Below are 25,547 nucleotides of genomic sequence, written 5' to 3' on the forward strand. Positions count from 1 at the left end.
CACCTTTTCGGCACTTTGTCTTTTCAAGACTAACACCTATATTTGTCAATGTCAACAAGGGTATGCTACCGCTAGGACATTTCTTCAAGCACTAAATGTCGCTCTAATTTACGCTTTACTCGTTGCAAAGCATTGTCAATGGACTTCACATGACGATTTAATTTCGCGGAAATTTCATGATAAGACCGGCCATCTAAGTAAAGAGCTAACACTTGTAACTCTAATTCACTTAAAATCTCACTCATCTTTTCTTCTAAGTAACCATACTCTTCTCTATGAATCATTAATTCTTCCGGATCATCCATAATAGCACCTGTTAACACGTCCATTAATGTACGATCTGACTCTTCATCAAAAATAGGCTTGTCCAAAGAAACGTAAGAATTTAGTGGTATATGCTTTTGTCTTGTAGCAGTTTTAATAGCCGTAATAATTTGTCTTGTAATACATAGCTCAGCAAAAGCTCGAAAAGAAGCTAGCTTGTCTCCCTTAAAATCACGAATGGCTTTATATAAACCAATCATGCCCTCTTGCACAATATCTTCTTTATCCGCACCAATTAAAAAATATGATCTAGCCTTTGCTCTTACTAACAAACGGTATTTCGTAATTAAATAATCCAACGCATCTGTATTACCTTGATGCACCATTTCAATAAGTTCTTCATCATTGAATCGTTCAAAATCTTGTGTCACTTGTACAATACTATTTTTAAACATGGTATCACCTCAGCCACAACAGATAATTAGGAACAGTATAACGGAATTGGAAAATATGAGTCAATCAATCATTTCAAACCACGTCGCCATTTTTCAAAGGCCAAAGCAATATCAGGCTTTAGCTCTATGCGAGATGGCGGCTTGCTATCCTGTTTTCGTTTCACATCATGAGAAATTTTATGCTGGATAATACCCAGATCAATTTCTAGCTCTCTTGCCGATTTTCGCAAAGCACCGTTACCAAAAATTACACTTTGCTCTGCCATATCCGAAGTTGCTACATGAATTTGAACATTTCTAGCTTTTAGTTCTCTTGTCATTTTTTCAATACGTTCATCTGCTGTTTCGTTTTTTCGTGTATAAATGACTTCGACATCATTTTCTAAATAAGATTGCTCCACACCTGGTACAAGATGTGCATCAAAAACGATAATTACGCGCCAGCCCATGGCCGCCTTATACTCAGCCATAAGCTCAATTAATCTCTTACGCGCATCTTCAAAATTCGTATCTCGTAATGGCCGTAGCTCTTTCCAAGCTCCAATCATATTATAGCCGTCAACAAGCAAAATGTTGTTCATTGTCAATCATTCGCTTCTTGACGTTTACGATACACTTCATACATTAAAAGTGCAGCAGCTACCGATGCATTTAGTGATGTGACATGTCCAATCATCGGTAAATGATATAAAAAGTCACATTTCTCTTTTAACAAGCGGCTCATGCCTTTACCTTCACTACCAATAATAATCGCTAGCGGTAATGTTGCATCCATTTTACGATAGTCCGCAGAACCTTTAGCATCTGTACCTGCGATCCATACTCCTCGTTCTTTTAGCTCTTCTACTGTTTGCGCTAGGTTATTAACACGCACGACAGGTACATGCTCTATTGCTCCCGTTGAAGACTTTGCCACTACAGCTGTCAAACTTACGGAACGACGCTTCGGGATAATTATACCGTGTGCACCTATAGCATCAGCAGTTCGCATAATAGAGCCCAGATTATGCGGATCCTCTAGCTCATCTAAAATCAAGAAAAATGGGTCTTCTTGTTTTTTTGCTGCCGCAGCAAATAAATCCTCTAGCTCTGCATATTGGTATGCTGCAACAGAGGCGACAATTCCTTGGTGATTGGCATCTGATAATTGATCAACCTTTTTTTTCGGGACAAATTGAACAATGACGCCACGTTCTCGTGCCAAATCTAGTAATTCATTAACCCCTGATTTTTTTACACCTTCTGCAATCCATACTTTATTCATATCGCGGCCTGAACGAAGTGCTTCTAACACTGGGTTTTTACCGGCAATAATTTCACCATTTTGCTCTGCCATTATTTCGACACTCCTTTTGATTCCTCGATTATTTGAATAGCGTATGCAATGATTGCATACACGCGTTCTAATTCATTTAATAAATATAAACTACCAAGCACCGCCTCAAAGCCTGAGCTATTACGGTATGTTTGAACATCTGTATTTTTGGGCACAGAGCCGGATTTGGCATTGCGTCCACGACGGAACACAGCCAATTCCTCCTCTGTTAAAAAGCCTTCATCCATCATTCGATGTACAATCATAGATTGCGCTTTCGCTGATACATAACACGTCGCTTCTCTATGAAGTGTATTAGGTTTAACACGGCCGGCACGTAGCAAATACTCTCGTACCTTTTGCTCTAAAACTGCGTCTCCCATATAGGCTAACGCTAATGCATTCAATTGCTTGACATCTTCGTTGCGGAGTTTATCCAAGTTACTTACCCTCGTTTCCATCTAGTTCCTTGTCGCGTATCTTCTAAAATGATACCTTGCGCTTGCAAATGGTCACGAATTTCATCTGAACGAGCAAAATCACGATTTTTACGCGCTTCTACACGCTCCTGTAAAAGTGCTTCAATTTCTTCGTCTAATAGCTCTTCTTCTTTTGCAAATTCAATACCTAAGACGTCACCTAACACCTCAAAAGTTTCAACAAAACGCAATAATACTTTTTCATCGGTATTTGTTTCATTTAAATAAATATTTGCGATACGTGCTAATTCAAATAATACGGAAATGGCATTGGCTGTATTAAAATCGTCATCCATTGCTTCTTCAAAATACGCTTTTTGTTCAGCAATTTTTCCAAGCCATTCTTCTGAATGATCACCTAGACTAGCCGTTGCTGTTAAACGATGCTTAACATTGTTGTAGGCAGTACGAATTCGTTCTAAACCAGTTGCGGCTGCATCCACTAAATCCTTTGAAAAGTTAATTGGATGGCGATAATGTACAGAAAGCATAAAGAAGCGTAAGATTTGTGGATCAATTTGTTTACGAATATCATTAACGAGTATAAAATTGCCAAGAGATTTGGACATTTTTTCATTATCAATATTAATATACCCATTGTGCATCCAATAACGTGCAAATGTTTTATCATTATGAGCTTCAGATTGTGCAATTTCATTTTCGTGATGCGGGAAAGTTAAATCTTGCCCACCAGCATGAATATCAATAGTATCTCCTAAATGTTCACGTGCCATTACCGAGCATTCAATATGCCAACCCGGACGACCTTTTCCCCAAGGGCTTTCCCAATAAATCTCACCTGGCTTAACAGCTTTCCATAGAGCGAAATCTAATGCATCATCTTTTTTCTCGCCAGCTTCAATACGAGCACCAATTTTTAAATCATCCACCGATTGATGAGATAGTTTACCGTAGCCATTAAATTTACGAGTTCGGTAATAGACATCTCCAGCTGACTCATAAGCATAGCCTTTATCGATTAAAACTTGAATGAATTGTATAATATCATCCATATGCTCTGTAACGCGTGGGTGTACATCTGCCTTCTTGCAGCCTAATGCTGTAACATCTTCAAAATACGCAGCAATGAAGCGCTCTGTTAATTCATGTACTTCTTCGCCCAGCTCATTTGCTGCCTTAATAATTTTATCGTCTACATCCGTAAAATTGGATACAAATTTCACATCATAGCCTCTATATTGAAAATAACGTCGTACTGTATCATAAACAATAACAGGACGCGAATTCCCAATATGGATATAATTATAAACAGTCGGACCGCAAACATACATTTTCACTTTGCCTTCTTCTAGCGGTACGAAAGTTTCCTTTTGTCGTGTTAATGAGTTGAAAATTTGAATACTCATTGTGTTTCTCTCTCCTTTTGTAAGCTCTCGATTTCCTGCTGCAATGCTGCAATCTGTTTCTCGAAACCTTGACAACGTTCTTCTACAGGGTCAGGTATATTTTGGTGGTCTAGTTTTTTCTCTAGACGGACTCCATCCTTAATCACAATTTTACCAGGAATACCGACAACTGTAGCGTTTGGTGGCACTTCTTTTAAGACAACTGAACCTGCACCAATTTTACTATTCTCACCAATTGTAATAGAACCTAATACTTTTGCTCCTGTCGCAACTAGTACATTGTCCTTTAATGTCGGATGGCGTTTCCCCTTTTCTTTTCCTGTACCACCTAAAGTTACCCCTTGATACAATGTTACATTATCACCAATCTCACATGTTTCGCCAATAACAACGCCCATCCCATGGTCAATAAAGAAACGTCGACCAATCTTCGCTCCAGGATGAATTTCAATTCCAGTAAAGAAGCGACTAATTTGTGAAATAGTACGAGCTATAAAATAAAAGCGCCTTTTAAAGAACCAATGGGCAACTCGATGCGCCCATGTAGCATGTAGACCTGAGTATGTTAGCACAACTTCAAACACACTACGCGCTGCTGGATCATTCTCAAAGATTGTTTCTACATCTTCCTTCATTCTTTTAAACACAAAAAACTCCCCCTTTTCGTTTTGATTGGCCTTGACCCTTTGACACACTGTAGCTAACGTTGATTCGCTGCAGAGTTAGTTGAGTAGAATTGTGCCACCGTCAAATGACTAAAACATAAAAAAGCGCCCCTATCATCCCAAAAAGGAATGACAGAGACGCTAAATTTGCGCGGTTCCACTCTGATTGAAGGCAAAAACCTTCCACTCTGGACGTTCTATAACGGGAACGAATCGATAAAGCCTACTATTGTTCAGCTTTATGCTCAAAGGTGCATTTCAGTTTTGCCTAGGCTCAGACCACTTTCAGCCGGTGATGGTCCTCTCTTTAGAGCATGCGCCACTTACTTCTCCCTATCAACGCTTTCTCAATTTAAATACATTTTACAACGAACTAATAAATTGTCAATCAATTTCTACTTATTGCGCAAGTTTTTCTACACGGTCAATTGTTTTCTGTTTGCCAATTAAGCAAATCGCGTTAGGAAGCTCTGGGCCATGCGTTTCACCCGTTGTTACAACGCGGATTGGCATAAATAGATTTTTCCCTTTGTGACCTGTTTCTTTTTGAACAGCTTTAATAGCGGCTTTAACAGTATCAGGCGTAAATTCTTCTAAACCTTCAAGCTGCACTTTAAATGCTGCCATAACCTCAGGTACTTGCTCACCAGCTAAAACTGCTTTTGCTTCTTCATCATATTCAATGTGATCGTTAAAGAATAGGCGAGATAGTTCTACAATTTCAGCACCAAAGCTCATTTGGTCATGATAAAGTGCGATTAAATCTGTCGCCCATGCAAGTTCTTCCGCTGTCAGCTCTTCTGGTAATAAACTAGCTTTTTGTAAGTGTGGTAAAGATAATGCCACTACTTCTTCTAAAGATAGCTTTTTAATGTATTGGTTATTCATCCATGTAAGCTTTTGCTTATCGAACATAGATGGTGATTTTGAAAGACGTTTTTCATCAAAGATTTTAATAAATTCTTCTTTTGAGAAAATCTCTTCTTCCCCTTCAGGAGACCAGCCAAGTAATGCAAAGAAGTTGAACATTGCTTCAGGTAGGTATCCTAAATCTTTATATTGTGTGACGAATTGAATAATTGATTCATCACGTTTTGATAATTTTTTACGGTTTTCATTAATGATTAATGTCATATGACCAAAGCGTGGATATTCCCAGCCAAATGCATCAAAAATCATCATTTGTTTTGGTGTATTCGATAAATGCTCTTCACCACGGAATACATGTGAAATTTCCATAAAGTGATCATCTAGCACTACCGCATAGTTATACGTTGGAATACCGTTTGCTTTAACAAGTACCCAGTCACCAATATCTTTTGACTCAAATGTTACTTGCCCACGTACTAAATCTTCAAATTCATATGATACATTTTCAGGTACGCGCATACGAATTGTGTATGGTTCACCTGCAGCTTCTTTAGCCGCAACTTCCTCTACTGATAAATGACGACAAGTACCATCATAAGTTGGAGCTGCAACACCTCGCGCTTTTTGCTCTTCACGAGATGCTTCTAATTTCTCTGAAGAACAGAAGCATTTATAAGCTACACCTTGCTCTAAAAGCTTTTCAGCGTGCTCTTTATAAATATCAAGACGCTCCATTTGACGATAAGGTGCATATGGTCCACCAATATCGATTGACTCATCATATTCGATACCTAACCATTTTAAGTTATCAAGCTGAGATGCTTCTCCGCCTTCTACATTGCGCTCGATATCTGTATCTTCAATACGTACAATGAATTTACCGTTATGATGTTTTGCATATAAATAGTTAAATAACGCTGTACGCGCTCCACCGATATGTAAGAAACCAGTAGGGGATGGCGCGTAACGAACACGAACTTCTTTCGCCATAATTAAAAGCCTCCTAAATTTTCGATCAAAAAATTGACTTTGTTCATTTTACCACTCTGTTACAGGAAATAAAAGCGCTGAGAGCCTGCTTTTACTTCTTCATCAATAGGATTGTCGCCATTGCTGCAATCCCTTCCTCGCGACCTGTAAAACCTAAACGCTCAGTTGTTGTTGCCTTGACATTCACTTGAGAAGGCTCTGCATGAAGTAATTCAGCAATACGATTTTGCATTTGTTCAATATACGGTGCCATTTTTGGACGTTGTGCCATAATCGTACAATCCACATTACCTAGAACATAACCCTTGTCCTCAACAATCTTCCAAATATGCTCTAATAATTTCGCTGAATCTGCATCCTTAAACGCAGGATCTGTGTCTGGGAAATGACGACCGATATCTCCTTCGCCAATAGCCCCTAATGCTGCATCTGTGACAGTATGTAATAAAACATCTGCGTCTGAATGCCCTACTAGCCCTTTTTCATGAGGAATTGTTATGCCCCCAATAATTAATGGGCGTCCTTCTTCAAATGCATGTACATCAAATCCTTGTCCTACTCGAAACATATGATACCCGAGACTGTCTAATAAGTTAAATAAAATAGGAAAATCCACCAGCTAAAAGGCCCAGATTGGCAGATTTAAAAAGCTTCTATTCAGCTTATGAGGCAGTCTCATTCACCTGCCTTTACTTTTTTATTTACTCTATATTATACCCTCACATTTTAACATATTTCCTAGGAAATGCGTGTTTCGACAAGCCTGATAATATTTGTCTCTCGCTTTCCTCACATTTTTTGTTATGCTTGCCTTAACCTAATACGATAAGGCGGTGTAGAAATGAACATCAATTCATTTGAAAAGCAGTTTAACAAAGTAATTGTACAGCGTGGGCACAATTATTATATGGATGGTCATGTCATTGATATTATACAAATTGACGACAGCAATTGGCAGGCAGAGGTTGAGGGGTCTGAGCTGTATATTGTAGATATCGTCGTTAAAGCAAACGGCGACATTACACACGCCGAATGCGATTGCCCCTATGACGACATTTGTAAGCATATTGCCGCTGCACTCTATGAAATTCAGGGGCAGCTAAACAATCCTCGTGTTTCAGTATCTAAGTCATCTAAAGCACAAAAACCAACATTACAGCAATTGCTAGCTACTCAATCCAAGGAAAATCTAATAACATTAATTCTAAAAGTTGGACAGAACTCCCCTAGCTTTCTGCAAGAGTTAGAAATGCTACTAACGGAACCAAAAGATATATTAAAAGCAGCCGAACAATTAATTATTCATCATCTAAAAAAGGGAGAGGATCGCGGCTTTATCCCACGCAATCAAGCAACGAAAGCGTTAAAAGGCGTCTACACAACCCTTCAACACGCACAGGAACATTTTGACCAAGGGGACTATATAACAGCTATTAAGCTTAGCTTTCTTTGCTTCAAACATACATTCGATGCACTGCAATATAGCGATGACTCTAATGGCTATTTCGGTGGTGCCATTGAGGACAGCTTAGAATTAATTAGTCAATCGATTAACGAGGGGGGAGATGTTTGGTCAAAAGAGCAATCAGCAATGATATATGACCTTGTTATTCAAGAAGCAATGGACCACGAGTTAAATGGTTGGTCAGATTGGCGTATTCATTTGCTTCATTCCTGTGTCCCTCTTTGTAATGATGATGCTATCGAGAAACAATTTAAAACCCTTATTCACTCAATGAAAAGTCCGTCAGATGATTGGAGTGCACAATATATGAATAAGCGGTTAAGAGAAATAGAGCTTCACTTGCTAGAGGTTAAATATAGTAGTAAGGACATAGAGGCATTTTTAGAACGGCATATTGAGGACTACGATATGCGTGAACTAATGATCAAATCTGCCATCAACCTCGGTGACTATGAAAAAGTATTACAGTTAACAGCGGATGGGCTACAAGTAGATGAAAAATCAGCGGGGATCGTTAAAAAATGGAGAAATTTCGCATTTATCGCTCATAAAGCACTCGGACATACAGAAGACATGCGCGAATTGGCATTGCAACTGGTGCTATCTGGTGAGTATTCTTACTATGCAGAATTCAAAGCACTACACCCTGCTGAACAATGGCCTGAAGTTTTTGAAGAACTATTAGATCGACTTAAAAATTCTCATTTATATACGCACATCATTGTAGAGGAAAAACAAACTAAACGCATTTTAGACTATTGCAAAGAACATCCAATCAGAATCGAGTACTATTATAAATACATAAAAGAACAGTACTATGAAGAAGTTTGTGCGCTATTCATTGACGCCATCACTGCCGATGCTCAAATGTCCTCTAATCGCAAAAGTTATCAAGACGTTTGCCATTCTATCAACATTATGCGTAAGGCAGGCTACACCATTGAAGCAAAGCAATTAATTTCTGACTTACTACAAGCGTATCCAAAACGCCGTGCTTTTATGGAGGAACTAAAGAACATACAAAAATAGAGATAACACTCGAGGAGATTAAGTACTGTTAGAAATTGTTGAAACAGATTTTATCTTGAAGAGAGCCCTCAAACTTATAAAAAATGAGCAGAAATATCAAAGCAAAAAAGAGGCTCGGTTTTCATACCTTGCCTCTAATGTTTCATTTATTCTAGCATTTCATTGCTTTTTAGCGCGTTTCTGTAATATCGCTTCACCAAAAACTAAATCTTCTTGCGTCGTCATCTTTACATTTTCGTAGCTGCTTTCGACAACATGCACCTTATGACCAAGACGTTCAACTAGCATCGCCTCATCGGTACCAAGAAAGCCCACTTTCTCAGCGACATCCTCCGCCTCCACAATCAAATCAAATTGGAATGCCTGTGGGGTTTGAATCATCCATAAGCTTTCACGATCAATTGTCTCTTCAATTACACCATTACGTACTTTTTTCATCGTATCCTTCGCACGAACACCTGCAATCGCAGCGCCAAAATCATGTGCACTTTGTACAAGATTCGCAATAATGTCATGCGTAATGAACGGACGCGCAGCATCATGCACAAGCACAATATCGACCTGCTTCATTTCTTTCATGCACGAATGAACAGAATGCTGTCGCTCAGCACCACCATTAGGCAAGCCTTTGACTTTAGAAATTCCATACTTCTCGAGCATTTCTTGAATAAATGCTCGTTCTTCTGGCTTCACAGCAAGCCAAATACCTGTACACTGGCTATCCTGTTCAAATACTTCCAACGTGTGTATGAGAATCGGTTTCTCTAAAAGATTTAAAAATAACTTATTTTGCCCCGCTCCCATTCGCTTTCCGCTTCCTGCAGCAGGCAATACTACTTCATATTGCACATTTGTCACTTCCTAGTCATCCTTTGGTTTAGCAAAAATCATACGACCTGCTGATGTTTGTAGAACACTTGTTACGGTTACCGTAATTGCCTGTCCTATATAGCTACGTCCACCTTCAACAACGATCATTGTGCCATCATCTAAATAAGCAACCCCTTGATTATGCTCTTTCCCATCTTTAATGACCATCACTTGCATATCCTCACCTGGAATAACGACAGGCTTCACAGCATTTGCTAAATCATTGATGTTTAATACTTTTACGTGGTGTAGCTCGCACACTTTATTGAGGTTGAAGTCGTTCGTCACAATCTGTGTATCGTTACCCCTTTTCTTGGCAAGACGTACTAGCTTTAAATCGACCTCTTGTACATCCTCAAAATCCTCTTCAGTAATCTCAACCTTCGTCATACGCTCATCCTGTAGTTTCTTTAAAATATCTAAACCACGACGACCTCTTGTACGCTTTAACGTATCCGAAGAATCTGCAATATGCTGGAGCTCAGTGAGGACAAATTGAGGTACAACTAATACACCTTCAATAAAGCCTGTTTCAGAAATATCTGCAATACGACCATCGATAATAACACTCGTATCTAACAGTTTATAGCTTCCTCTTGCTTCTTGAAGTTCAACACCTTCAGGTAATTTTTTCTTCGCATTATTACCACGCAATGTAAATAGCTGGATTAATTCATCCCGCTTTTTAAAGCCTACACGGAACCCTAAATATCCAAGTACAAATGACAGTATAATTGGTAAAACCTTTGTAATAATCGGTAGATCAACAATATCGATTGCAAAGCCTAAAAAATACGCAACGATTAGCCCGATAATGAGGCCCAGTGTTCCAAATAATAAGTCTCCAACAGGTACCTTAAATAGCACCTCTTCCATCCAGCTAATGAGCCTTACAAAATAATCAGAAAAGGCAAACGATAATGTAAACAGTAATAGTGATCCTAAAGCTACTGATACGTAGGGATTATCAAGCCAAGGATTAGATGATAAATGAAGCAATTCGTATAATGGCGGTAAGAAAACAAGGCCTAATGCTCCTCCAATCAGTAAAAAAGCAATTTGAACAAATTTTTTCATAAACTGTCACCTCCAATTCTTAATATATAATTATACATAGTTTACTGTAGAAAATCTTTTATGAACCCATCAAAAAATCGTTAAATTCTCTTCTTTTGATAAATCATTTCTATTCTAATGAAAGAGGATAAATCAAGCACTGAATTGGTCCTTCATCCTCAATAAAAACTACTCTGTGGTGTCCCTGGAACCATTGCTCAGACGTTAACTAGGACGTCAACTCTCCTCTTTGAGTTTCCTACTTTCAATCTATGAATTTCAAAAACCAAAGTTTTTTTAAATAAAAATCTGCTATTGTAAGTAAAAGTGCATGTCAGACATTGTCCAACATGCACAAACTTCTTTATAGCTCTCTAAAGCAAGTATTCAATGCATCTTTTATTGTTTCTACACCAACTATTTCAATACCTTGCGGAAAATCCCAGCCGCCGATATTCGAGGCTGGTATGAAGGCTCGTTTAAATCCGAGCTTCGCTGCCTCAATGACACGCTGTTCAATACGAGATACTCGACGCACCTCTCCCGTCAATCCTACTTCCCCAATAAAGCAATCGGTTGCTCCGACAGCTTGATCCTTAAAGCTTGAAACAATGCTTGTCAACACCGCCAAATCAATTGCAGGCTCATCAAGCTTCACACCGCCAGCAACTTTAATATATGCATCCTGTGCCTGTAGCATGAGCCCCATTCTCTTTTCAAGGACTGCCATAAGCAGTTGCACACGGTTTTGATCGACACCTGTTGCCATTCGTTTCGGATAATTAAAGCTTGTTGGTGTTACAAGCGACTGAATTTCAACTAAAATTGGTCGTGTACCTTCCATTGATGCAACAATTGTCGACCCTGCCGCTCCTTGTGAACGCTCCTGTAAGAACAACTCAGACGGATTTAAAACTTCCTTTAGGCCTCCTTGAAGCATTTCAAAAATAGCAATTTCATTTGTAGAGCCAAAGCGGTTTTTTTGGCTACGTAAAATACGGTGATTATGATGTCGTTCTCCTTCGAAATACAATACCGTATCAACCATATGCTCTAAAATACGTGGTCCTGCGATTTGCCCTTCTTTTGTTACATGTCCCACTAAAAAAATGGCAATTCCTTTTGTTTTTGCGATTCGCATGAGTTCCGCTGTACATTCACGCACCTGTGATACACTACCTGGTGCACTCGTTACCTCAGGATGAAAAACGGTTTGAATGGAGTCGACAATAACAAACTTTGGTTGCACATCATCAATCGTCTGATTTAAAAACTCTAAATTCGTCTCAGAATATATATAAAGCTCCTGAGATATCACGCCTAAACGCTCCGCCCGTAACTTTGTTTGACGAATAGATTCCTCACCAGAAATATAGAGCACGCGATGTCCCTTATTCGAAAGTAATGCAGATACTTGTAATAATAACGTCGACTTCCCAATCCCAGGATCACCCCCGATTAATACAAGAGAACCTGGCACGATGCCTCCACCCAACACTCGGTTAAGCTCACTCATTTCTGTTGCAACTCGTGATTCCTCAGCGGCTTCAACCTGCATAATAGGGAGAGCCTTTTGGGTAACTGTAGCAGAATGTTGGAATGCCCCTCGTGGTCCTTTTGCAACGACCTCTATCTCTTCAACCATCTTATTCCATTCCCCACACCCTGGGCATCTACCCATCCATTTCGCAGATTCATAGCCACAGCCTGAGCATACAAATTTCGTTTTTTTCTTTGCCAAAACGCCTTCACCTCGAATATTTGTTCTTATATTTATTATTGTACATAAAAAAAGACAGCTTGGCACTTAAAGCCTTGCTGTCTTTTTAAATCGCGATTATTTAGAAGTAGAAACTTCCTCTTTTTTCTTTACAACAAACTCATCATTCACATAATCAATGATAACTTGATTGCCCTTCTCTACATTACCTTTCAGTAGCTCTTCCGATAAACGGTCTTCTACTTGTTTTTGTAATGCACGGCGTAGTGGACGAGCACCATATTGAGGATCATAGCCTTCCTCAGCGATTTTCTCAAGAGCCGAATCCGTTAACTCTAACGTAATATCTTGCTCTTTCAGACGTTTTGTTAAAGCATTCGCCATCATCGCAACAATCTCTTTTAAGTGTTCTTTTTCTAGTGAGTGGAAGACGATCATTTCATCGATACGGTTTAAGAATTCTGGACGGAATGCTTTTTTCAATTCCTCCAGCATTGTACCCTTCATATCTTTATACTTCGTATCAGTACCACCTACATTGAAGCCAAGGTTTTTCTGATATTTTAAAGCATCCGCACCAACGTTTGATGTCATAATAACAACTGTGTTACGGAAATCTACCACACGACCTTTAGAATCCGTTAAACGGCCATCTTCTAGTACTTGCAGTAAGATATTGAAAACATCTGGATGTGCCTTCTCAATTTCATCTAGCAATACTACAGAATATGGTTTACGACGAACCTTTTCTGTTAGCTGACCACCATCATCAAAGCCTACATAGCCCGGAGGTGAACCAACTAAACGTGAAGTCGAATGTTTTTCCATGTACTCAGACATGTCAACGCGAATCATTGCGTCCTCATCGCCAAACATAACTTCAGCTAATGCTCTTGCAAGCTCTGTTTTACCAACCCCAGTAGGACCTAAGAAAATAAATGAACCAATTGGTCGTTTCGGATCTTTTAAGCCAGCTCTTGCACGACGAATGGCACGAGAAATTGCTTCTACTGCTTCTCCTTGACCTACAACGCGTTTGTGTAACTCTTCTTCAAGCTGTAATAACTTAGAAGATTCTTCAGAAGCAATTTTTGACACTGGAATTCCAGTCCACATAGAAACAACCGCTGCTACATCATCCACTGTAACTTTTGATTCAGCTTTCCCTTGCTCTTCTTTCCAATTTTTTCTTGTAGTTTCAATTTCATCTTTTAGCTTTTGCTCTGTATCTCTTAATGACGCTGCCTTTTCAAATTCTTGACCTGAGACAGCTGCATTCTTTTCAGAGCGTACATTTTCAAGTTTATCTTCAAGTGCCTTTAAGTTTGGTGGCACTGCGAATGAACGTAAACGTACTTTAGAGCCCGCTTCATCGATTAAGTCAATTGCCTTATCTGGTAAGAAACGATCAGAAATATAACGGTCTCCCATTTTCGCTGCCGCTTCAATTGCTTCATCGGTAATTTTCACACGGTGATGTGCTTCATAACGATCACGTAAGCCTTGAATAATTAGAATGGCTTCTTCTACAGTTGGCTCATCAACTTGAATCGGTTGGAAACGACGCTCTAATGCCGCATCCTTCTCAATATATTTACGATATTCATCTAGTGTTGTCGCACCAATACATTGAAGCTCACCACGAGCTAAAGATGGTTTTAAAATATTTGAGGCATCAATGGCACCTTCTGCACCACCTGCGCCGATTAATGTATGCAATTCATCGATAAATAAAATAACATTGCCTGCTTGGCGAATTTCATCCATTACTTTTTTCAAGCGATCTTCAAATTCACCACGATATTTTGTTCCAGCAACAACTGTCCCCATATCAAGTGTCATAACACGTTTGTCGCGAAGGATTTCTGGCACTTCATTATTAATAATTTGCTGTGCTAAACCTTCAGCAATAGCCGTTTTACCGACACCAGGCTCACCGATCAGTACAGGGTTATTTTTTGTACGGCGAGACAGTACCTCGATAACACGAGTAATTTCCTTGCTTCGACCAATGACCGGATCTAAAGTGCCTTCACGAGCAATTTGCGTTAAATCACGCGCAAGACTATCTAATGTTGGTGTATTTGCTGCCTGTGCAGCTTGTTGACCAGATTGAGCATTATCGTTATTACCTAATAACAATAGCACTTGCTGACGAGCTTTATTTAATCCGACACCAGCATTGTTTAATACACGAGCCGCTATACCTTCACCCTCACGAATAAGTGCTAATAGTAAATGCTCTGTGCCTATATAAGAATGACCTAATTTGCGTGATTCATCGACTGATAGTTCTATTACTTTTTTAGCTCGAGGTGTGTAGTGGACAATTGGACCAACATCCTCTTTACCTTTCCCTACGAGCTCTTCAATACCTGCTTCAATCATTTGAGGACTAATATCAATGGCTTCCAATGCTTTTGCAGCAATACCACCGCCTTCACGGATAAGCCCTAATAGAATATGCTCTGTTCCAATTGATTCGTGTTTCCAACGAATAGCCTCTTCTTGTGCAAGCTGTAAAACTTTTTGCGCGCGTTGTGTAAAACGATTAAACATCAAATGAACCCTCTCCTTTTTCCCCAATAATAGGCTTACTCATATTTTCTTGAAATAATGCCTCACGAAGCATTTCAGCTCGTGCGCGATCTCGCTCAGCAGGTGGCAAAACATCCCCTGCATAATGCTGTAAAAATCCAGGTTGCATACTGACAACACATTCGTTTAAAGTCGTCGCTTTAATACCTTTAATTAGCTGTAAATCAACCCCTAAACGAACATTTGATAGGCAAGTAGCCGCTTCCTCACTCGTTAAAATTCGAGCATGTGTTAAGGTACCTAAAGCACGGTATACGCGGTCTTCTAGGGCAAGCTCTGCTTTTTCCATTAACTTACCTCTTGCATGCCGTTCTTTCTGAATTATTTTTTCAGCGACACTTTGAATGTCCGCTAAAATATCATCCTCTGTTTTTCCTAGTGTAATCTGATTCGACACTTGGTAAACATTACCTAAATTTTCACTACCTTCTCCATATATTCCCCTCACTGTCATTCCTAATCGTGTCATTGCATTAATGATTTGATTCATCTGACCTGTGAGTGTAAGGGCTGGTAGGTGCATCATGACAGATGCTCGCAAACCAGTACCAATATTTGTTGGACAGCTTGTTAAATAACCAAATGTATCTCGAAATGCAAAAGGCAATGCTTTCTCTAAGATACGATCAATTTTATTGGCCTGTTCATATGCTTTTTGAAGTTGAAAACTGGCCGCCATACATTGAATGCGTAAATGGTCTTCTTCGTTCACCATAATGCTAGTTGATTCGTCATCAGATAAAAGTATGGAACCCACTAGCTCTTTTTTTGCAAGCTGAGGACTAATTAAATGTTTTTCAACAAGTATTTGACGCTGTAAAGATGTTAAATCCTTAATAGCAAAATAAGAGTAATTTTCTTGAAGTTTCGTACTATCCTTTATTGCATGTGTAACTGCCTGCTCCACCTGTAATGCCTCATTCTCTGTAAAAGCTAATGGAAAGCGATAACCATCTAAATTTCGAGCAAGACGGATGCGTGTACTAATGACAATATCTGAATAATCGTCCTCTACACTCATCCATATTGGTGTTGCACGTTCTAAAAACGATTCAATCATCACGACACATCACCGCCTTCAAATTGTAGCTGCTTCTCAAGTTCCTTGGCTTCATCACGAAGCTTGGCTGCCTCTTCAAAATGTTCTTCATCTACAGCAACCTTCATACGTTTACGAATATCTTCAATTTGCTTTTTGATAACATAAACATTGCTCCTGGCACCAGGCATTTTCCCTATATGTTGAGGACCAGCCTGGATACGGTTAAAGAGCTTCGGTAAGTGCTCGCTAAAGGTGTCATAGCAGCTAGGGCATCCAAATTTACCTTCTTTTAAAAACTGTTTATACGTAAATCCACATTGTGGACAGGTTTGCGGTTGTGGTTGCGCCTGCTGTTTTTCACCTACTTTTTGTTGCTGCCACGAAGGTGAGCCAAACCAATTGGATAATAGCTGTTGTATTGATACTGGCTCCTGTTTAAATTCTGCATGAAATGGATGGAACTGAGAGGCGCAGACGTCACAATAATGATGCTCCACCTTTTGACCACTTTGAACTTGTGTTACGGTAACTGTTGCATTACGTTGCTTACAATGTTCGCAAATCATTTCCATCACCTCTTTTATTTTTGCTGTTCATATTTAATCGTTGTTAGCATCGCTCGTAATATTCTTGACCGAATGTTATCCCGTAAAGGGAGTTGCAAATCTATAGTTGAGCGATCAACTGCCGCTAACATTATTTTCGCTTCTCGCTTTGAAATTACCTGCTCATCAATTAGTCGATAAACTAAATCTTCTGCCATTGTTTGCGATGCCCCACCTTCAATTTGCCTGAGGACATCGTCGATTAGATCAATTTGTGAATTCGCACGGACACGTAAAATTCGAATGTATCCACCACCACCACGTTTGCTTTCAACAAGGTAACCTCGTTCGGCAGTAAATCTTGTATTAATTACATAATTTATTTGTGAGGGCACGCACTGAAATTTATCTGCAATTTCACTACGTTTTATTTCAATATGCCCTTCTCCACCTAATTCAAGTACTTGCTTTAAGTAGCCTTCTATGATGTCTGATATATTACGCATTTTAGGAATACACCTCGCTTACTCCACTGACTTTGACTATCTTTGACTTTCTTTGAGTATATTATACAAAACGCTTGAAAATAATTGCAATTATTTCGCACACTGAAATGTCGAAAGCCCCGCTCATACCTATAATTTACCCTTATCATCAATGAAAAAAACGCAAGCATATGCCACTAGCATATACTTGCGTCTATAAAAATTATACCCAACGACCAACAATTGGATAACGCCAAGGCATATCAGATAAAGCCTTCACAATACCGATAATTGGGACAACGAATAACATAATTCCGAAGATAATTAAGAACGGAATACCAATTAGTAAAAAGCTTAAAATACTTGAAATTGCAATTAAAACCCACATTATAATTTGGAACAGCAATGCTTGGACGGAGATTGCTTTTATTTCTTCATCAGAACTAATTAAGAAAAATATAATTGGTACTATCCATGGCGCGAAAAACGCACTTGCGTGTATGATTACCTTAGACCATTTTGTTTCCATTTATATCAATCCTTCCTTATCATTTTATTTTGTTTTATGTACTTTATTTACGGATTTATACCCTAGATAGTTTCAACATTTTAATTGGATATATATAAAATTTTTGAAAGGCATGTGATACTCAATGGAATTTAATAACACACTTGCAAACGAATATGAAAAAGGCATTCGCCGTACGCTACCTAGTTATGATGCGATGCTGCGTTTAACACAAACCTTTTATCAATCTACATTACCCGAGAAAGCTGATTTTTTAATCGTTGGTTCAGGAAGCGGCAATGAAATTTTACAGCTCGCTGAGAAAAGGGCTCATTGGTCATTTGTTGGCATAGATCCTTCTTCAGCAATGCTACAAATTGCTGAAGAACGTTTAAAACCTCTACCTAATAATATGTCTTTACATCAAGGCACTATACTAGATACTTTACTGCCTTCAGTGAAATTTGATGCTGCTAGCTGTATTTTAGTACTTCATTTTATCAATGATCATCAAGAAAAACTTGCAACATTAAAGGAAATAGCAAATAATTTAAAACCTGGTGCACCATTTGTGCTCGTCTCAAAATACGGGCAACTAGGTTCTTTAGAAACGGAGTTACAATTTGATTTGTGGCGTGCATATTGGCTACAGCATACAAAGCTATCACCATCAGAGGTAGCAGAAATGGAGAAATCCATACGTTCTCTTTCATTTATGCGTGAAGAGGACATTTTATCACTATTACAGCAGGCAGGCTTTACAAGATCATCTAGATTCTTTGCCACTACTTTATTTGGCGGTTGGATATGCTATAAAGAAGGCGAATAATGTGAAACTTTAATCATGGGGCTTTCTCCATCCATCACTGATGATTAGTCTTCACCAGTCGGACTTGTTAAATTCCCACCTTAATTTTTAGGTGGGAGTCTTGTGCCTGACGCTTCGCTTTCGGTACAGATAAATTATTGCCCGTTAGTACGAGATAAAATTTAAGGCGCTATTTGTTGTAAAGACAAACATACCTGTTAGGATAGAGTCAACAGAAGTGAGGTGAATGCTGTGATACGTACAATTGGAATTACAAAAAACCAACAGGTTATAAAGGACTTTCCACTTGAGGATATACACAAAAACGAATTTGAATGGTACTGGGTCGATTTTAATTGTCCGACCGATGATGAAGAACTACTGTTAGATACATTCTTCCACTTCCATCCACTTGCTATAGAAGATTGCTTAATGCGTTTACAGCGGCCAAAACTCGATTTTTATGATGATTTCCATTTCTTTGTTATTCAAAGGGTTAACGAAGAATTAATAGCTGAGGAAGTAAATATTTTTGTTTCTAATAAATTTATTGTTACATTCCATAAAAACGTAGCACCTGAAATAGATCGAGTACAAAAGATGCTAGAAAAACAGCCAAAGAATTGGGAACGAGGCACAGTATATTTAACGTATCAGGTAATCGATAAAATCGTTGATAGCTATTTTCCACTTGTCTATAAAATCGAGGATCATTTAAATGTACTTGAAGACGAGCTTACCTATCAAAATAACCCCAATGCCATGAAAATTGTGTTCGAATTCCGCAGTGATTTGCTTCATTTGCGTCGCACAATATTACCGATGCGTGATTTATTATATCGGATACTTAATTCTTATCGTTTTTCACTAAAAAAGTCTGAACGAGCTTACTTTGGCGATATTTACGATCATCTGCTAAAGCTTACAGAAATGGTAGAATCCAATCGTGAACTTACAGCTGATATGCGTGATAGCTATATGGCGATGAGCTCTAGCCGTATGAATGGCATTATGATGACATTAACTATTGTATCTACCATTTTCATTCCGTTAACATTTATAGCTGGTGTTTATGGTATGAACTTTGATAATATGCCTGAACTTCATGGTCGATATAGCTACTTTATCGTGCTTATTTTGATGATTTTAATTGCACTATTTATGCTCGTCATTTTTAAAATGAAAGGCTGGTTCAAATTATTTAAAACTTAGGCTTTTCAAGACCAGTAGTATTTACATCATTTCACAGGTTACATAAAAGCAAAGAATCTGCGAGTCCCTTCAGTTTTCACTCTGAAGAAGCAGCAGATTCTTGCTAATAACCTTATTTTTGCTTGGACGGCCCACGATCATCAATTTTATTTTCACTCTGCTGTGGAAATAAAAAGTATGCGAGTACCCCTGAAAATAATGTTGCACAAATTGTAATTAGTAATTGATCTAAATTTGGTACTTCAGCATAGTATTTTCTTAACATATAAACTGAGCCAATTGCTACAATTACCATGACTGGAATAACAAATTTAAAACGTTTTTTCTCCATGCAATCCCCCTCCTTAAACCTATTTTTTCCACGTACGATTTTTATCAATTTCGCCTTGGCTTAATTGCGTCCGAAGTCTTTATCTTCATTCAGTAGGTGTTTGAACATCCACTGAAAAGAGACCACATCAGCATTAATTCTTCACCTTCAGAGGTAGGATCTTGAAGATAAAGCTAAACAGTTCGTATTTTACATGTTTCCTATTTAGAATTCAATTTGCTCATTCTCTTTAAAAAAGTATATTTCATGGCGTTTAATCGACAATCGTCTGTCATTATTATAAAAAATTTTAGAAATAAACGAAATTTTTAACCAAATAACCAACAAAAAATAGTAAAATGATAAAATACAATATATTTAGGACGTTAACAAACTTTACAATTTTTACAAAGGGCCTTTATTGATATATTTATTTTGCATTTATAAAGAATGGAGCAAACAACAATGAGTTGGTTTACAAAAAACAGCAATGCTAGCTACTCAATAACGTTAACACCTGAGGCATTTCAGAACAATGTGCGTTTAGATGTTTCTAATCACCCTAGATTACAAAAACAATTGCAATTATTAGATTTATCGACTGAGGATTTAACCATTATTAAACAACTACAACCTTTAGCTAAGGATCTAATTCCTAAAATGGTAGAACAATTTTATACAGCGATTAGTTTAAGTCCGGAATTAGTTAATATTATTAATAGAACTTCACATATTAACCGTTTAAAGGTTACTTTACATAAACATTTAAGTGATATTTTTGAAAGCAATATTAATGACTCTTATATCAACGAACGAAAGGCAATTGCCGAGACCCATGTTCGCATTGGTCTACAGTCAAAGTGGTATATCGCTTCATTCCAGTCATTAACTTCAACTTTTACAAACTTTGTCAATGAGTTAGACATTTCTAAGAATGATGCAATTCGTGCCATTAATGCCTTCTGCAAAATTATTAACTTCGAGCAACAGCTTGTCATAGAGGCGTATGAAAAAGAAGAAGAACGCATTCGTACAGAAGCTGCTGAAACAAAGCACTCTCTTGTTACTACCATTCAAAAAACTGCAGAGGAGCTAAACTCAATTAGTGAGGAGACAGCAGCTTCGTTACTAGTCATCTCCTCTCAAACAGATGATATAGCAGTAGCTACTAAACAAGGTTTAAGCTTCGTTGCAGATACGCAGGATAAATCTAGACGAGGGCAACAGCAGCTACAAGAGCAGAACGATTTAATACAAGTCATTTTACAAAGTGTGAACAGTCTTGAGATAACAATGAACCAGCTACGTACTTCCTCTCAGAAGATTTCAGAAATTGTTGGACTTGTAACTGGTATTGCAGATCAAACAAATTTATTAGCACTAAATGCTTCTATTGAGGCAGCTCGTGCCGGTGAGCATGGGAAGGGCTTTGCTGTTGTTGCAGATGAGGTCCGTAAGCTTGCTGAAGAAACCAAAAATGCTGTGCAAAACGTTTCCCATCTCATTAAAGAAACGGAAAGTAATATTACAACAATGTCGAATTCCGTTATTAACGTTGACCAAAAGATTCAACATAGTGTAAATACACAACAAAGTTTATCAACATCATTTAATGATATTGCTGAAGCCGTTGCAGGGATTCAACAGCAATATGTTAATACATCACAAGATATTTCAGCCATCTCCAATTTAATAACTGAGCTGTCACAAGGAGCTACGCTTGTTTCTTCCTCTTCTGACTCGCTTATCAATGTTGTAAATGAGCTAAATGTGTAAAAGATGAAAACAGATGGACATTCGTATTTTGGAAAAACTTTATTAGGATTAGAAATTATTATACATTTTGTTCAAATCCCATATTCCTTAAATTTAGATAACAATTCCCTTATTTCGGGGAATTGTTTTATTTTTGTAATAATATGGATTATACTATTATTATCGAAAGGATTTTTGAACCTATCGAATTAAAACATGAGAATCTAACACTATTTATTTCTTCCGAAAAGTAAATGATAAAAGCAATTTTTGTAGATTGACATGGGGAAAACAATTGTAAAATGAGACAATTGAAAGTCTTCTAACATAATTTTTCAAGCGTGTTGATTAGGAAAAAAATAGGTTTATTATTGAGTGGTAAAAGGATTTTTTCGTTACCACTTTGCCAATATATTTCCATTTTAACTGATTGTAGCGTAGGGCTACTCGACTCCCGCGGGAAAGCGAGACAGACGAGACCCTGCACGGAGCAGAGCGGAGGAAGCGGCTCGACGCTCGCCCGCAGGAAGCCTTGCTCTGTGCGAAAGCGAAGCGTCAGCAACAAAGCGAGTAGCCCGTAGCGGAAATCAGCCTCTTTGAATGTATAAAAATGGTTAATCAACACGCCTGATAATTTTTAAAAAATCAATCTTATTTTTATTTGTTTAGATCCCTTATACATAAAGTATTGAAATTATAAAGTAACTCAAATAAATAAATTAAAAAATAAGATTTAGGTGATAAAAAAATGATGCACCCAGTATTATTAGTTGATGATGAAGATGGCTTACTAGATATGTTAAATACTATGCTTCAAAAAGAAGGCGTTAAGGACATTGAATTTGCCACAACCGGCAAACAAGCACTCGAAAAAATAAATAGTTTTCGATATTCCTTAATCGTCTTAGATATCATGCTGCCTGATATAGATGGTTTTCAAATTTGCCAAGAAATTAGAAAAACAAGTGATGTTCCTATTTTATTTATAAGTGCACGAACGTCAGATATTGATAAATTAACAGGTCTAAACATAGGTGGAGATGACTATATTACTAAACCATTTAATCCACTTGAAGTAGTAGCCAGGATTAAAATTCACTTACGTCGGCAAAGTCTGCAACTACATTCACAAAATACTATGCTAGATCAATTCGATTATGGCTATCTTAAACTATCAAAAAAAACAGGAGAACTGTATGTAAAAGGTGAAAAAATAATATGTCCTGCAAAGGAGTTTGAACTTTTATCCTTTTTTTGTGCGAATCCCAATCAAATTTTTTCAGCTGAACAGCTATATGAACAAATATGGAAGCAATCAACAGGCTTAAATGATCGAAATACAGTTATGGTTCATATCTTGCGTCTTAGAAAAAAAATTGAGGAAGATATAAAAAAACCAGAAATAATTGTAAATATAAGAAGTATTGGCTATAAATTTATTCCTCCGAAGATGGGGAACTTATGAAAGTAAAAATTAAATTATCTCTACATTTTCTCGGAAGCTTGATTACTCTATTCATTTTTGTTTTTAGTATGATTGTTCTTTTTTCAACTTTATTTAATCATTTAATTATTTGGTTTACTTCTGATGAATCTATTGCTACATACTTTGTTAATCAAATACTGTTGCCTATACTACCTTATTTAGCAGTGATTTTATTCTGTTTACTTTATGGCTGGTGGATAGGTTCAGATTTTTTCTACATATTAGATTGGATTTTATTATTATCAAAAGGTGTCTATCATGAACCAAATAGAATGAGGAAAAAAACTAAAAGTCATAAAAAACCAAGATTTAATGCCTATCAAGATATATTTATTCAACTAAGGACCTTAACTGAAACATTACAAAGAAATGAATTAGAAAGAAAAGAACTAGAAAAAATGAGGAAAGAGTGGACAGCCGGTATATCTCATGATTTAAAAACTCCTCTTACTTACATAAAAGGGTACTCGTATATGTTATCTTCTGATAAACATGAATGGAGCGAGAAGGAAAAGCAAAAATTCACATCACTAATAAGAAAACAAGCCATTCATATGGAGAATATAATTGAAGATCTAAACACAGTTTTTCATTTTGATAATGGTCAATTCCCTTTAAGCCTGCAAAAAAGAGATATTACCCAATTTGTTCATGATATAGTCATAGAACTGACAGATAACCCTCTAGTTAAACACAAGAACATCTCAATCAAAATAAATACAAATCATTTTATTCCCTTTATTTTTGATGAACAGATGCTAAAGCGTGCTCTTAATAATCTTATAATGAACGCTATCATCCACAATCCTGCTGGGACCGAAATTATGTTATCGGTTGAAAAAAGAGATCATTTAGTAATTGAGGTTTCAGATAATGGTGTAGGAATGAATAACGAAACTCTAAAAAATCTATTTAATAGATATTATAGAGGGACATCAACTAAAATACCCTCTGAAGGAACGGGCTTAGGTATGAGTATTGCTAAGCAACTAATCGAAGCCCATCAAGGTTCTATTACTGTTGAAAGCACCTTGCATGAAGGTACTGTTATTTATGTCAGTTTTAAATTAGATACTAATTAAAGTTTTCTTGGTGTTTTTCCGGTTTCAATTAAACTCAAATCTAAAAAATTTATGGAAATGCTCTTTGATCAAGCATTTCCATAAATTCTTTTCACTATCAAGTTCATTAAATCTCTAGTGGGCTTTCTGTAGTTTTGTGTTTGCTTACAATAAAAAAACAAATATTTACTATCATTATTAACCCCAAAATAAACACAGGAAAATTATAAATGCTCTGTACAGAATCATCTATACCTGTAAACTTTATAGTTATCAAGTTAAAATCAATTGCTTTTAGACCTACATCATTTGTAAACATTTTATAGACCGCAGAAGCTTGGAAATAATTCCAAAACATAGATAATAAATTAATCATCATTAAAACTAGATTAGTTATAAGCACTTTTTTAGTCATCTTTCTCCCCCTCAAAATACAGACAAAATAATTTGTTAGTAAATATCCTTTTTATCAAATGTAACTATTCCTAAAACTGTTGCTACACTAAATGTCACTAAATTTATTGATAAGAAAAACAGTACAGAATGAATACCTACCTCATCTGGTGAAGACATAGCGAGTGTAGGCTGTGCCCAGGGATAAAAATTACCCAATTCGGATCCTACGGTTACAAACGCTAGCAAAGTAAGTGCAACATTTATAGAAATCGGTGTTACAAAGCTCTTAATTTGTGATGCCATCCAAAGTTGTATAGCAACTAAAGCACATACAGCTAAAAACCCAAGTACAAGCACCTTAAATAAAAAAAACCAAGGGATGGAATCATGTAGTCCTAGTATTAATCCTGTAATAATAAACTCTGATACCAATACTAGTTGTGTTACAAACACAAGAATTAAAATAAGAATCATTTTCGCTATATAAATCATTATCCTAGATGGAGGTAATGCCAACATCTGCTTCCATCCGCCCCCTGAATTTTCGTTTCTACAGCTTATAGAACAGTAAAATCCGGATAAAATAGGTAACATGATCATGCCATAAAAAAGCGATGCTTGTGTCCATGCTTCCGTCCATTCGTTATCATCCTTTTGTACTAAAATATCCTGATAAGTAAAGAAATTATTATAGCCTAACAAACAACTTACAAGTGGGACTATTATTAATACTGCCCAAAGCCATTGCCTTCTTAATTTCATATATTCATTTAAAACCAATGTCGTTATCATTCCA

Annotated in this window: 25 protein-coding genes, 1 pseudogene and 1 other annotated feature; of the genes and pseudogenes, 7 read left to right on the forward strand and 19 right to left on the reverse strand. The window is 37.3% G+C overall.

What is annotated here, in order from left to right; genetic code table 11:
* Window positions 1-71: 71 nt before the first annotated feature.
* The 8 genes from sigH to ispF all read right to left on the reverse strand — a co-directional run bounded on the left by sigH (window position 72) and on the right by ispF (window position 6,973).
* The gene (sigH, locus tag QUF91_RS27220; RefSeq protein WP_285396433.1) at window positions 72-719 is read right to left on the reverse strand and encodes an RNA polymerase sporulation sigma factor SigH; all 648 of its coding nucleotides are present in this window, start codon (window positions 717-719) and stop codon (window positions 72-74) included.
* Window positions 720-787: 68 nt separating this feature from the next.
* Entirely contained in the window at window positions 788-1,300 is a 513-nt protein-coding gene (locus QUF91_RS27225; protein WP_285396453.1) for an NYN domain-containing protein, read from the reverse strand.
* Window positions 1,301-1,302: 2 nt separating this feature from the next.
* Window positions 1,303-2,055, reverse strand: a complete 753-nt coding sequence (rlmB, locus tag QUF91_RS27230) for a 23S rRNA (guanosine(2251)-2'-O)-methyltransferase RlmB (RefSeq protein WP_285396434.1) — start codon at window positions 2,053-2,055, stop codon at window positions 1,303-1,305.
* Window positions 2,055-2,474 (reverse strand): Mini-ribonuclease 3, encoded by a 420-nt coding sequence (locus tag QUF91_RS27235; RefSeq protein ID WP_285396435.1) that lies wholly within the window; start codon window positions 2,472-2,474, stop codon window positions 2,055-2,057. Before QUF91_RS27235 ends, rlmB begins: the two co-directional genes overlap by 1 nt.
* Window positions 2,475-2,479: 5 nt before the next feature.
* Window positions 2,480-3,880 carry a cysteine--tRNA ligase gene (gene cysS, locus QUF91_RS27240; RefSeq protein ID WP_285396436.1) on the reverse strand — a complete coding sequence of 467 codons (1,401 nt, stop codon included), beginning with the start codon at window positions 3,878-3,880 and terminating at the stop codon, window positions 2,480-2,482.
* The gene (cysE, locus tag QUF91_RS27245) at window positions 3,877-4,527 is read right to left on the reverse strand and encodes a serine O-acetyltransferase (RefSeq protein WP_285396437.1); all 651 of its coding nucleotides are present in this window, start codon (window positions 4,525-4,527) and stop codon (window positions 3,877-3,879) included. The genes cysS and cysE overlap by 4 nt, the downstream gene beginning before the upstream one ends.
* 149 nt (window positions 4,528-4,676) lie before the next feature.
* Window positions 4,677-4,894: a binding site (T-box leader), on the reverse strand.
* A gap of 50 nt (window positions 4,895-4,944) precedes the next feature.
* On the reverse strand, window positions 4,945-6,405 hold the full coding sequence (gene gltX / locus QUF91_RS27250) for a glutamate--tRNA ligase (RefSeq protein WP_289419945.1): 1,461 nt from the start codon (window positions 6,403-6,405) through the stop codon (window positions 4,945-4,947).
* Window positions 6,406-6,496: 91 nt separating this feature from the next.
* Entirely contained in the window at window positions 6,497-6,973 is a 477-nt protein-coding gene (gene ispF, locus QUF91_RS27255) for a 2-C-methyl-D-erythritol 2,4-cyclodiphosphate synthase (protein WP_053482833.1), read from the reverse strand.
* A 273-nt stretch (window positions 6,974-7,246) separates the two neighbouring features.
* On the opposite strand from ispF, the gene QUF91_RS27260 reads away from it, so the two are divergent.
* A complete protein-coding gene (locus tag QUF91_RS27260; protein ID WP_285396439.1) occupies window positions 7,247-8,899 on the forward strand; it encodes an SWIM zinc finger family protein in 1,653 nt (550 codons plus the stop codon).
* Window positions 8,900-9,058: 159 nt separating this feature from the next.
* Here the strand turns inward: QUF91_RS27260 and ispD are convergent, their stop codons facing one another.
* The 8 genes from ispD to QUF91_RS27300 all read right to left on the reverse strand — a co-directional run bounded on the left by ispD (window position 9,059) and on the right by QUF91_RS27300 (window position 17,744).
* The gene (gene ispD, locus QUF91_RS27265) at window positions 9,059-9,748 is read right to left on the reverse strand and encodes a 2-C-methyl-D-erythritol 4-phosphate cytidylyltransferase (RefSeq protein ID WP_285396455.1); all 690 of its coding nucleotides are present in this window, start codon (window positions 9,746-9,748) and stop codon (window positions 9,059-9,061) included.
* A 12-nt stretch (window positions 9,749-9,760) separates the two neighbouring features.
* Window positions 9,761-10,846 carry a PIN/TRAM domain-containing protein gene (locus QUF91_RS27270; RefSeq protein WP_285396440.1) on the reverse strand — a complete coding sequence of 362 codons (1,086 nt, stop codon included), beginning with the start codon at window positions 10,844-10,846 and terminating at the stop codon, window positions 9,761-9,763.
* 343 nt (window positions 10,847-11,189) lie between these two features.
* Window positions 11,190-12,566 (reverse strand): DNA repair protein RadA, encoded by a 1,377-nt coding sequence (gene radA / locus QUF91_RS27275; RefSeq protein WP_285396441.1) that lies wholly within the window; start codon window positions 12,564-12,566, stop codon window positions 11,190-11,192.
* A 96-nt stretch (window positions 12,567-12,662) separates the two neighbouring features.
* Window positions 12,663-15,107 carry an ATP-dependent Clp protease ATP-binding subunit gene (locus QUF91_RS27280; RefSeq protein ID WP_285396442.1) on the reverse strand — a complete coding sequence of 815 codons (2,445 nt, stop codon included), beginning with the start codon at window positions 15,105-15,107 and terminating at the stop codon, window positions 12,663-12,665.
* Window positions 15,097-16,206, reverse strand: a complete 1,110-nt coding sequence (mcsB, locus tag QUF91_RS27285; protein WP_285396443.1) for a protein-arginine kinase McsB — start codon at window positions 16,204-16,206, stop codon at window positions 15,097-15,099. Before mcsB ends, QUF91_RS27280 begins: the two co-directional genes overlap by 11 nt.
* Window positions 16,203-16,751 carry a UvrB/UvrC motif-containing protein gene (locus QUF91_RS27290; RefSeq protein WP_285396444.1) on the reverse strand — a complete coding sequence of 183 codons (549 nt, stop codon included), beginning with the start codon at window positions 16,749-16,751 and terminating at the stop codon, window positions 16,203-16,205. The genes mcsB and QUF91_RS27290 overlap by 4 nt, the downstream gene beginning before the upstream one ends.
* 14 nt (window positions 16,752-16,765) lie before the next feature.
* Entirely contained in the window at window positions 16,766-17,236 is a 471-nt protein-coding gene (locus tag QUF91_RS27295; RefSeq protein WP_285396445.1) for a CtsR family transcriptional regulator, read from the reverse strand.
* Between the two features lie 202 nt (window positions 17,237-17,438).
* Window positions 17,439-17,744 (reverse strand): DUF4870 domain-containing protein, encoded by a 306-nt coding sequence (locus QUF91_RS27300; protein WP_285396446.1) that lies wholly within the window; start codon window positions 17,742-17,744, stop codon window positions 17,439-17,441.
* A 124-nt stretch (window positions 17,745-17,868) separates the two neighbouring features.
* Here QUF91_RS27300 and QUF91_RS27305 point away from each other — a divergent pair, with 124 nt between their 5' ends.
* Window positions 17,869-18,552, forward strand: coding sequence for a class I SAM-dependent methyltransferase (locus QUF91_RS27305; RefSeq protein ID WP_285396447.1), 684 nt, complete (start codon window positions 17,869-17,871; stop codon window positions 18,550-18,552).
* Between the two features lie 231 nt (window positions 18,553-18,783).
* A complete protein-coding gene (corA, locus tag QUF91_RS27310) occupies window positions 18,784-19,743 on the forward strand; it encodes a magnesium/cobalt transporter CorA (protein WP_285396448.1) in 960 nt (319 codons plus the stop codon).
* Window positions 19,744-19,855: 112 nt separating this feature from the next.
* On the opposite strand, the gene QUF91_RS27315 is transcribed toward corA, so the two are convergent.
* Window positions 19,856-20,074 (reverse strand): hypothetical protein, encoded by a 219-nt coding sequence (locus QUF91_RS27315; RefSeq protein WP_285396449.1) that lies wholly within the window; start codon window positions 20,072-20,074, stop codon window positions 19,856-19,858.
* Window positions 20,075-20,518: 444 nt separating this feature from the next.
* Here QUF91_RS27315 and QUF91_RS28365 point away from each other — a divergent pair.
* From QUF91_RS28365 to QUF91_RS27330, 4 genes and pseudogenes are all read left to right on the forward strand, one after another.
* Window positions 20,519-21,064, forward strand: a pseudogene (locus QUF91_RS28365) (protoglobin domain-containing protein); the annotation flags it as partial.
* 261 nt (window positions 21,065-21,325) lie between these two features.
* Window positions 21,326-21,829: a methyl-accepting chemotaxis protein gene (locus tag QUF91_RS28370; RefSeq protein ID WP_481817443.1), complete on the forward strand. Its 504-nt coding sequence runs from the start codon at window positions 21,326-21,328 to the stop codon at window positions 21,827-21,829.
* Between the two features lie 727 nt (window positions 21,830-22,556).
* Window positions 22,557-23,273, forward strand: coding sequence for a response regulator transcription factor (locus tag QUF91_RS27325; RefSeq protein WP_289419946.1), 717 nt, complete (start codon window positions 22,557-22,559; stop codon window positions 23,271-23,273).
* On the forward strand, window positions 23,270-24,376 hold the full coding sequence (locus tag QUF91_RS27330) for a sensor histidine kinase (RefSeq protein WP_289419947.1): 1,107 nt from the start codon (window positions 23,270-23,272) through the stop codon (window positions 24,374-24,376). Before QUF91_RS27325 ends, QUF91_RS27330 begins: the two co-directional genes overlap by 4 nt.
* 106 nt (window positions 24,377-24,482) lie before the next feature.
* On the opposite strand, the gene QUF91_RS27335 is transcribed toward QUF91_RS27330, so the two are convergent.
* Entirely contained in the window at window positions 24,483-24,770 is a 288-nt protein-coding gene (locus tag QUF91_RS27335; RefSeq protein ID WP_289419948.1) for a hypothetical protein, read from the reverse strand.
* A 35-nt stretch (window positions 24,771-24,805) separates the two neighbouring features.
* A complete protein-coding gene (locus QUF91_RS27340) occupies window positions 24,806-25,543 on the reverse strand; it encodes an ABC transporter permease (protein ID WP_285395769.1) in 738 nt (245 codons plus the stop codon).
* Window positions 25,544-25,547: the final 4 nt, after the last annotated feature.

This window comes from Lysinibacillus sp. G4S2 (genome assembly GCF_030348505.1).
In the GTDB taxonomy this organism is placed as follows: domain Bacteria; phylum Bacillota; class Bacilli; order Bacillales_A; family Planococcaceae; genus Lysinibacillus.

Excerpts from the sequence above, each read along its gene's own strand:
- sigH (WP_285396433.1), bottom strand. The coding sequence starts at position 719 with ATGTTTAAAAATAGTATTGTACAAGTGACACAAGATTTTGAACGATTC.
- QUF91_RS27225 (WP_285396453.1), bottom strand. The coding sequence starts at position 1,300 with ATGAACAACATTTTGCTTGTTGACGGCTATAATATGATTGGAGCTTGG.
- rlmB (WP_285396434.1), bottom strand. The coding sequence starts at position 2,055 with ATGGCAGAGCAAAATGGTGAAATTATTGCCGGTAAAAACCCAGTGTTA.
- cysS (WP_285396436.1), bottom strand. The coding sequence starts at position 3,880 with ATGAGTATTCAAATTTTCAACTCATTAACACGACAAAAGGAAACTTTC.
- gltX (WP_289419945.1), bottom strand. The coding sequence starts at position 6,405 with ATGGCGAAAGAAGTTCGTGTTCGTTACGCGCCATCCCCTACTGGTTTC.
- ispF (WP_053482833.1), bottom strand. The coding sequence starts at position 6,973 with ATGTTTCGAGTAGGACAAGGATTTGATGTACATGCATTTGAAGAAGGA.
- QUF91_RS27260 (WP_285396439.1), top strand. The coding sequence starts at position 7,247 with ATGAACATCAATTCATTTGAAAAGCAGTTTAACAAAGTAATTGTACAG.
- QUF91_RS27270 (WP_285396440.1), bottom strand. The coding sequence starts at position 10,846 with ATGAAAAAATTTGTTCAAATTGCTTTTTTACTGATTGGAGGAGCATTA.
- QUF91_RS27290 (WP_285396444.1), bottom strand. The coding sequence starts at position 16,751 with ATGATTTGCGAACATTGTAAGCAACGTAATGCAACAGTTACCGTAACA.
- QUF91_RS27295 (WP_285396445.1), bottom strand. The coding sequence starts at position 17,236 with ATGCGTAATATATCAGACATCATAGAAGGCTACTTAAAGCAAGTACTT.
- QUF91_RS27300 (WP_285396446.1), bottom strand. The coding sequence starts at position 17,744 with ATGGAAACAAAATGGTCTAAGGTAATCATACACGCAAGTGCGTTTTTC.
- QUF91_RS27305 (WP_285396447.1), top strand. The coding sequence starts at position 17,869 with ATGGAATTTAATAACACACTTGCAAACGAATATGAAAAAGGCATTCGC.
- QUF91_RS27315 (WP_285396449.1), bottom strand. The coding sequence starts at position 20,074 with ATGGAGAAAAAACGTTTTAAATTTGTTATTCCAGTCATGGTAATTGTA.
- QUF91_RS27325 (WP_289419946.1), top strand. The coding sequence starts at position 22,557 with ATGATGCACCCAGTATTATTAGTTGATGATGAAGATGGCTTACTAGAT.
- QUF91_RS27330 (WP_289419947.1), top strand. The coding sequence starts at position 23,270 with ATGAAAGTAAAAATTAAATTATCTCTACATTTTCTCGGAAGCTTGATT.
- QUF91_RS27335 (WP_289419948.1), bottom strand. The coding sequence starts at position 24,770 with ATGACTAAAAAAGTGCTTATAACTAATCTAGTTTTAATGATGATTAAT.
- QUF91_RS27340 (WP_285395769.1), bottom strand. The coding sequence starts at position 25,543 with ATGATAACGACATTGGTTTTAAATGAATATATGAAATTAAGAAGGCAA.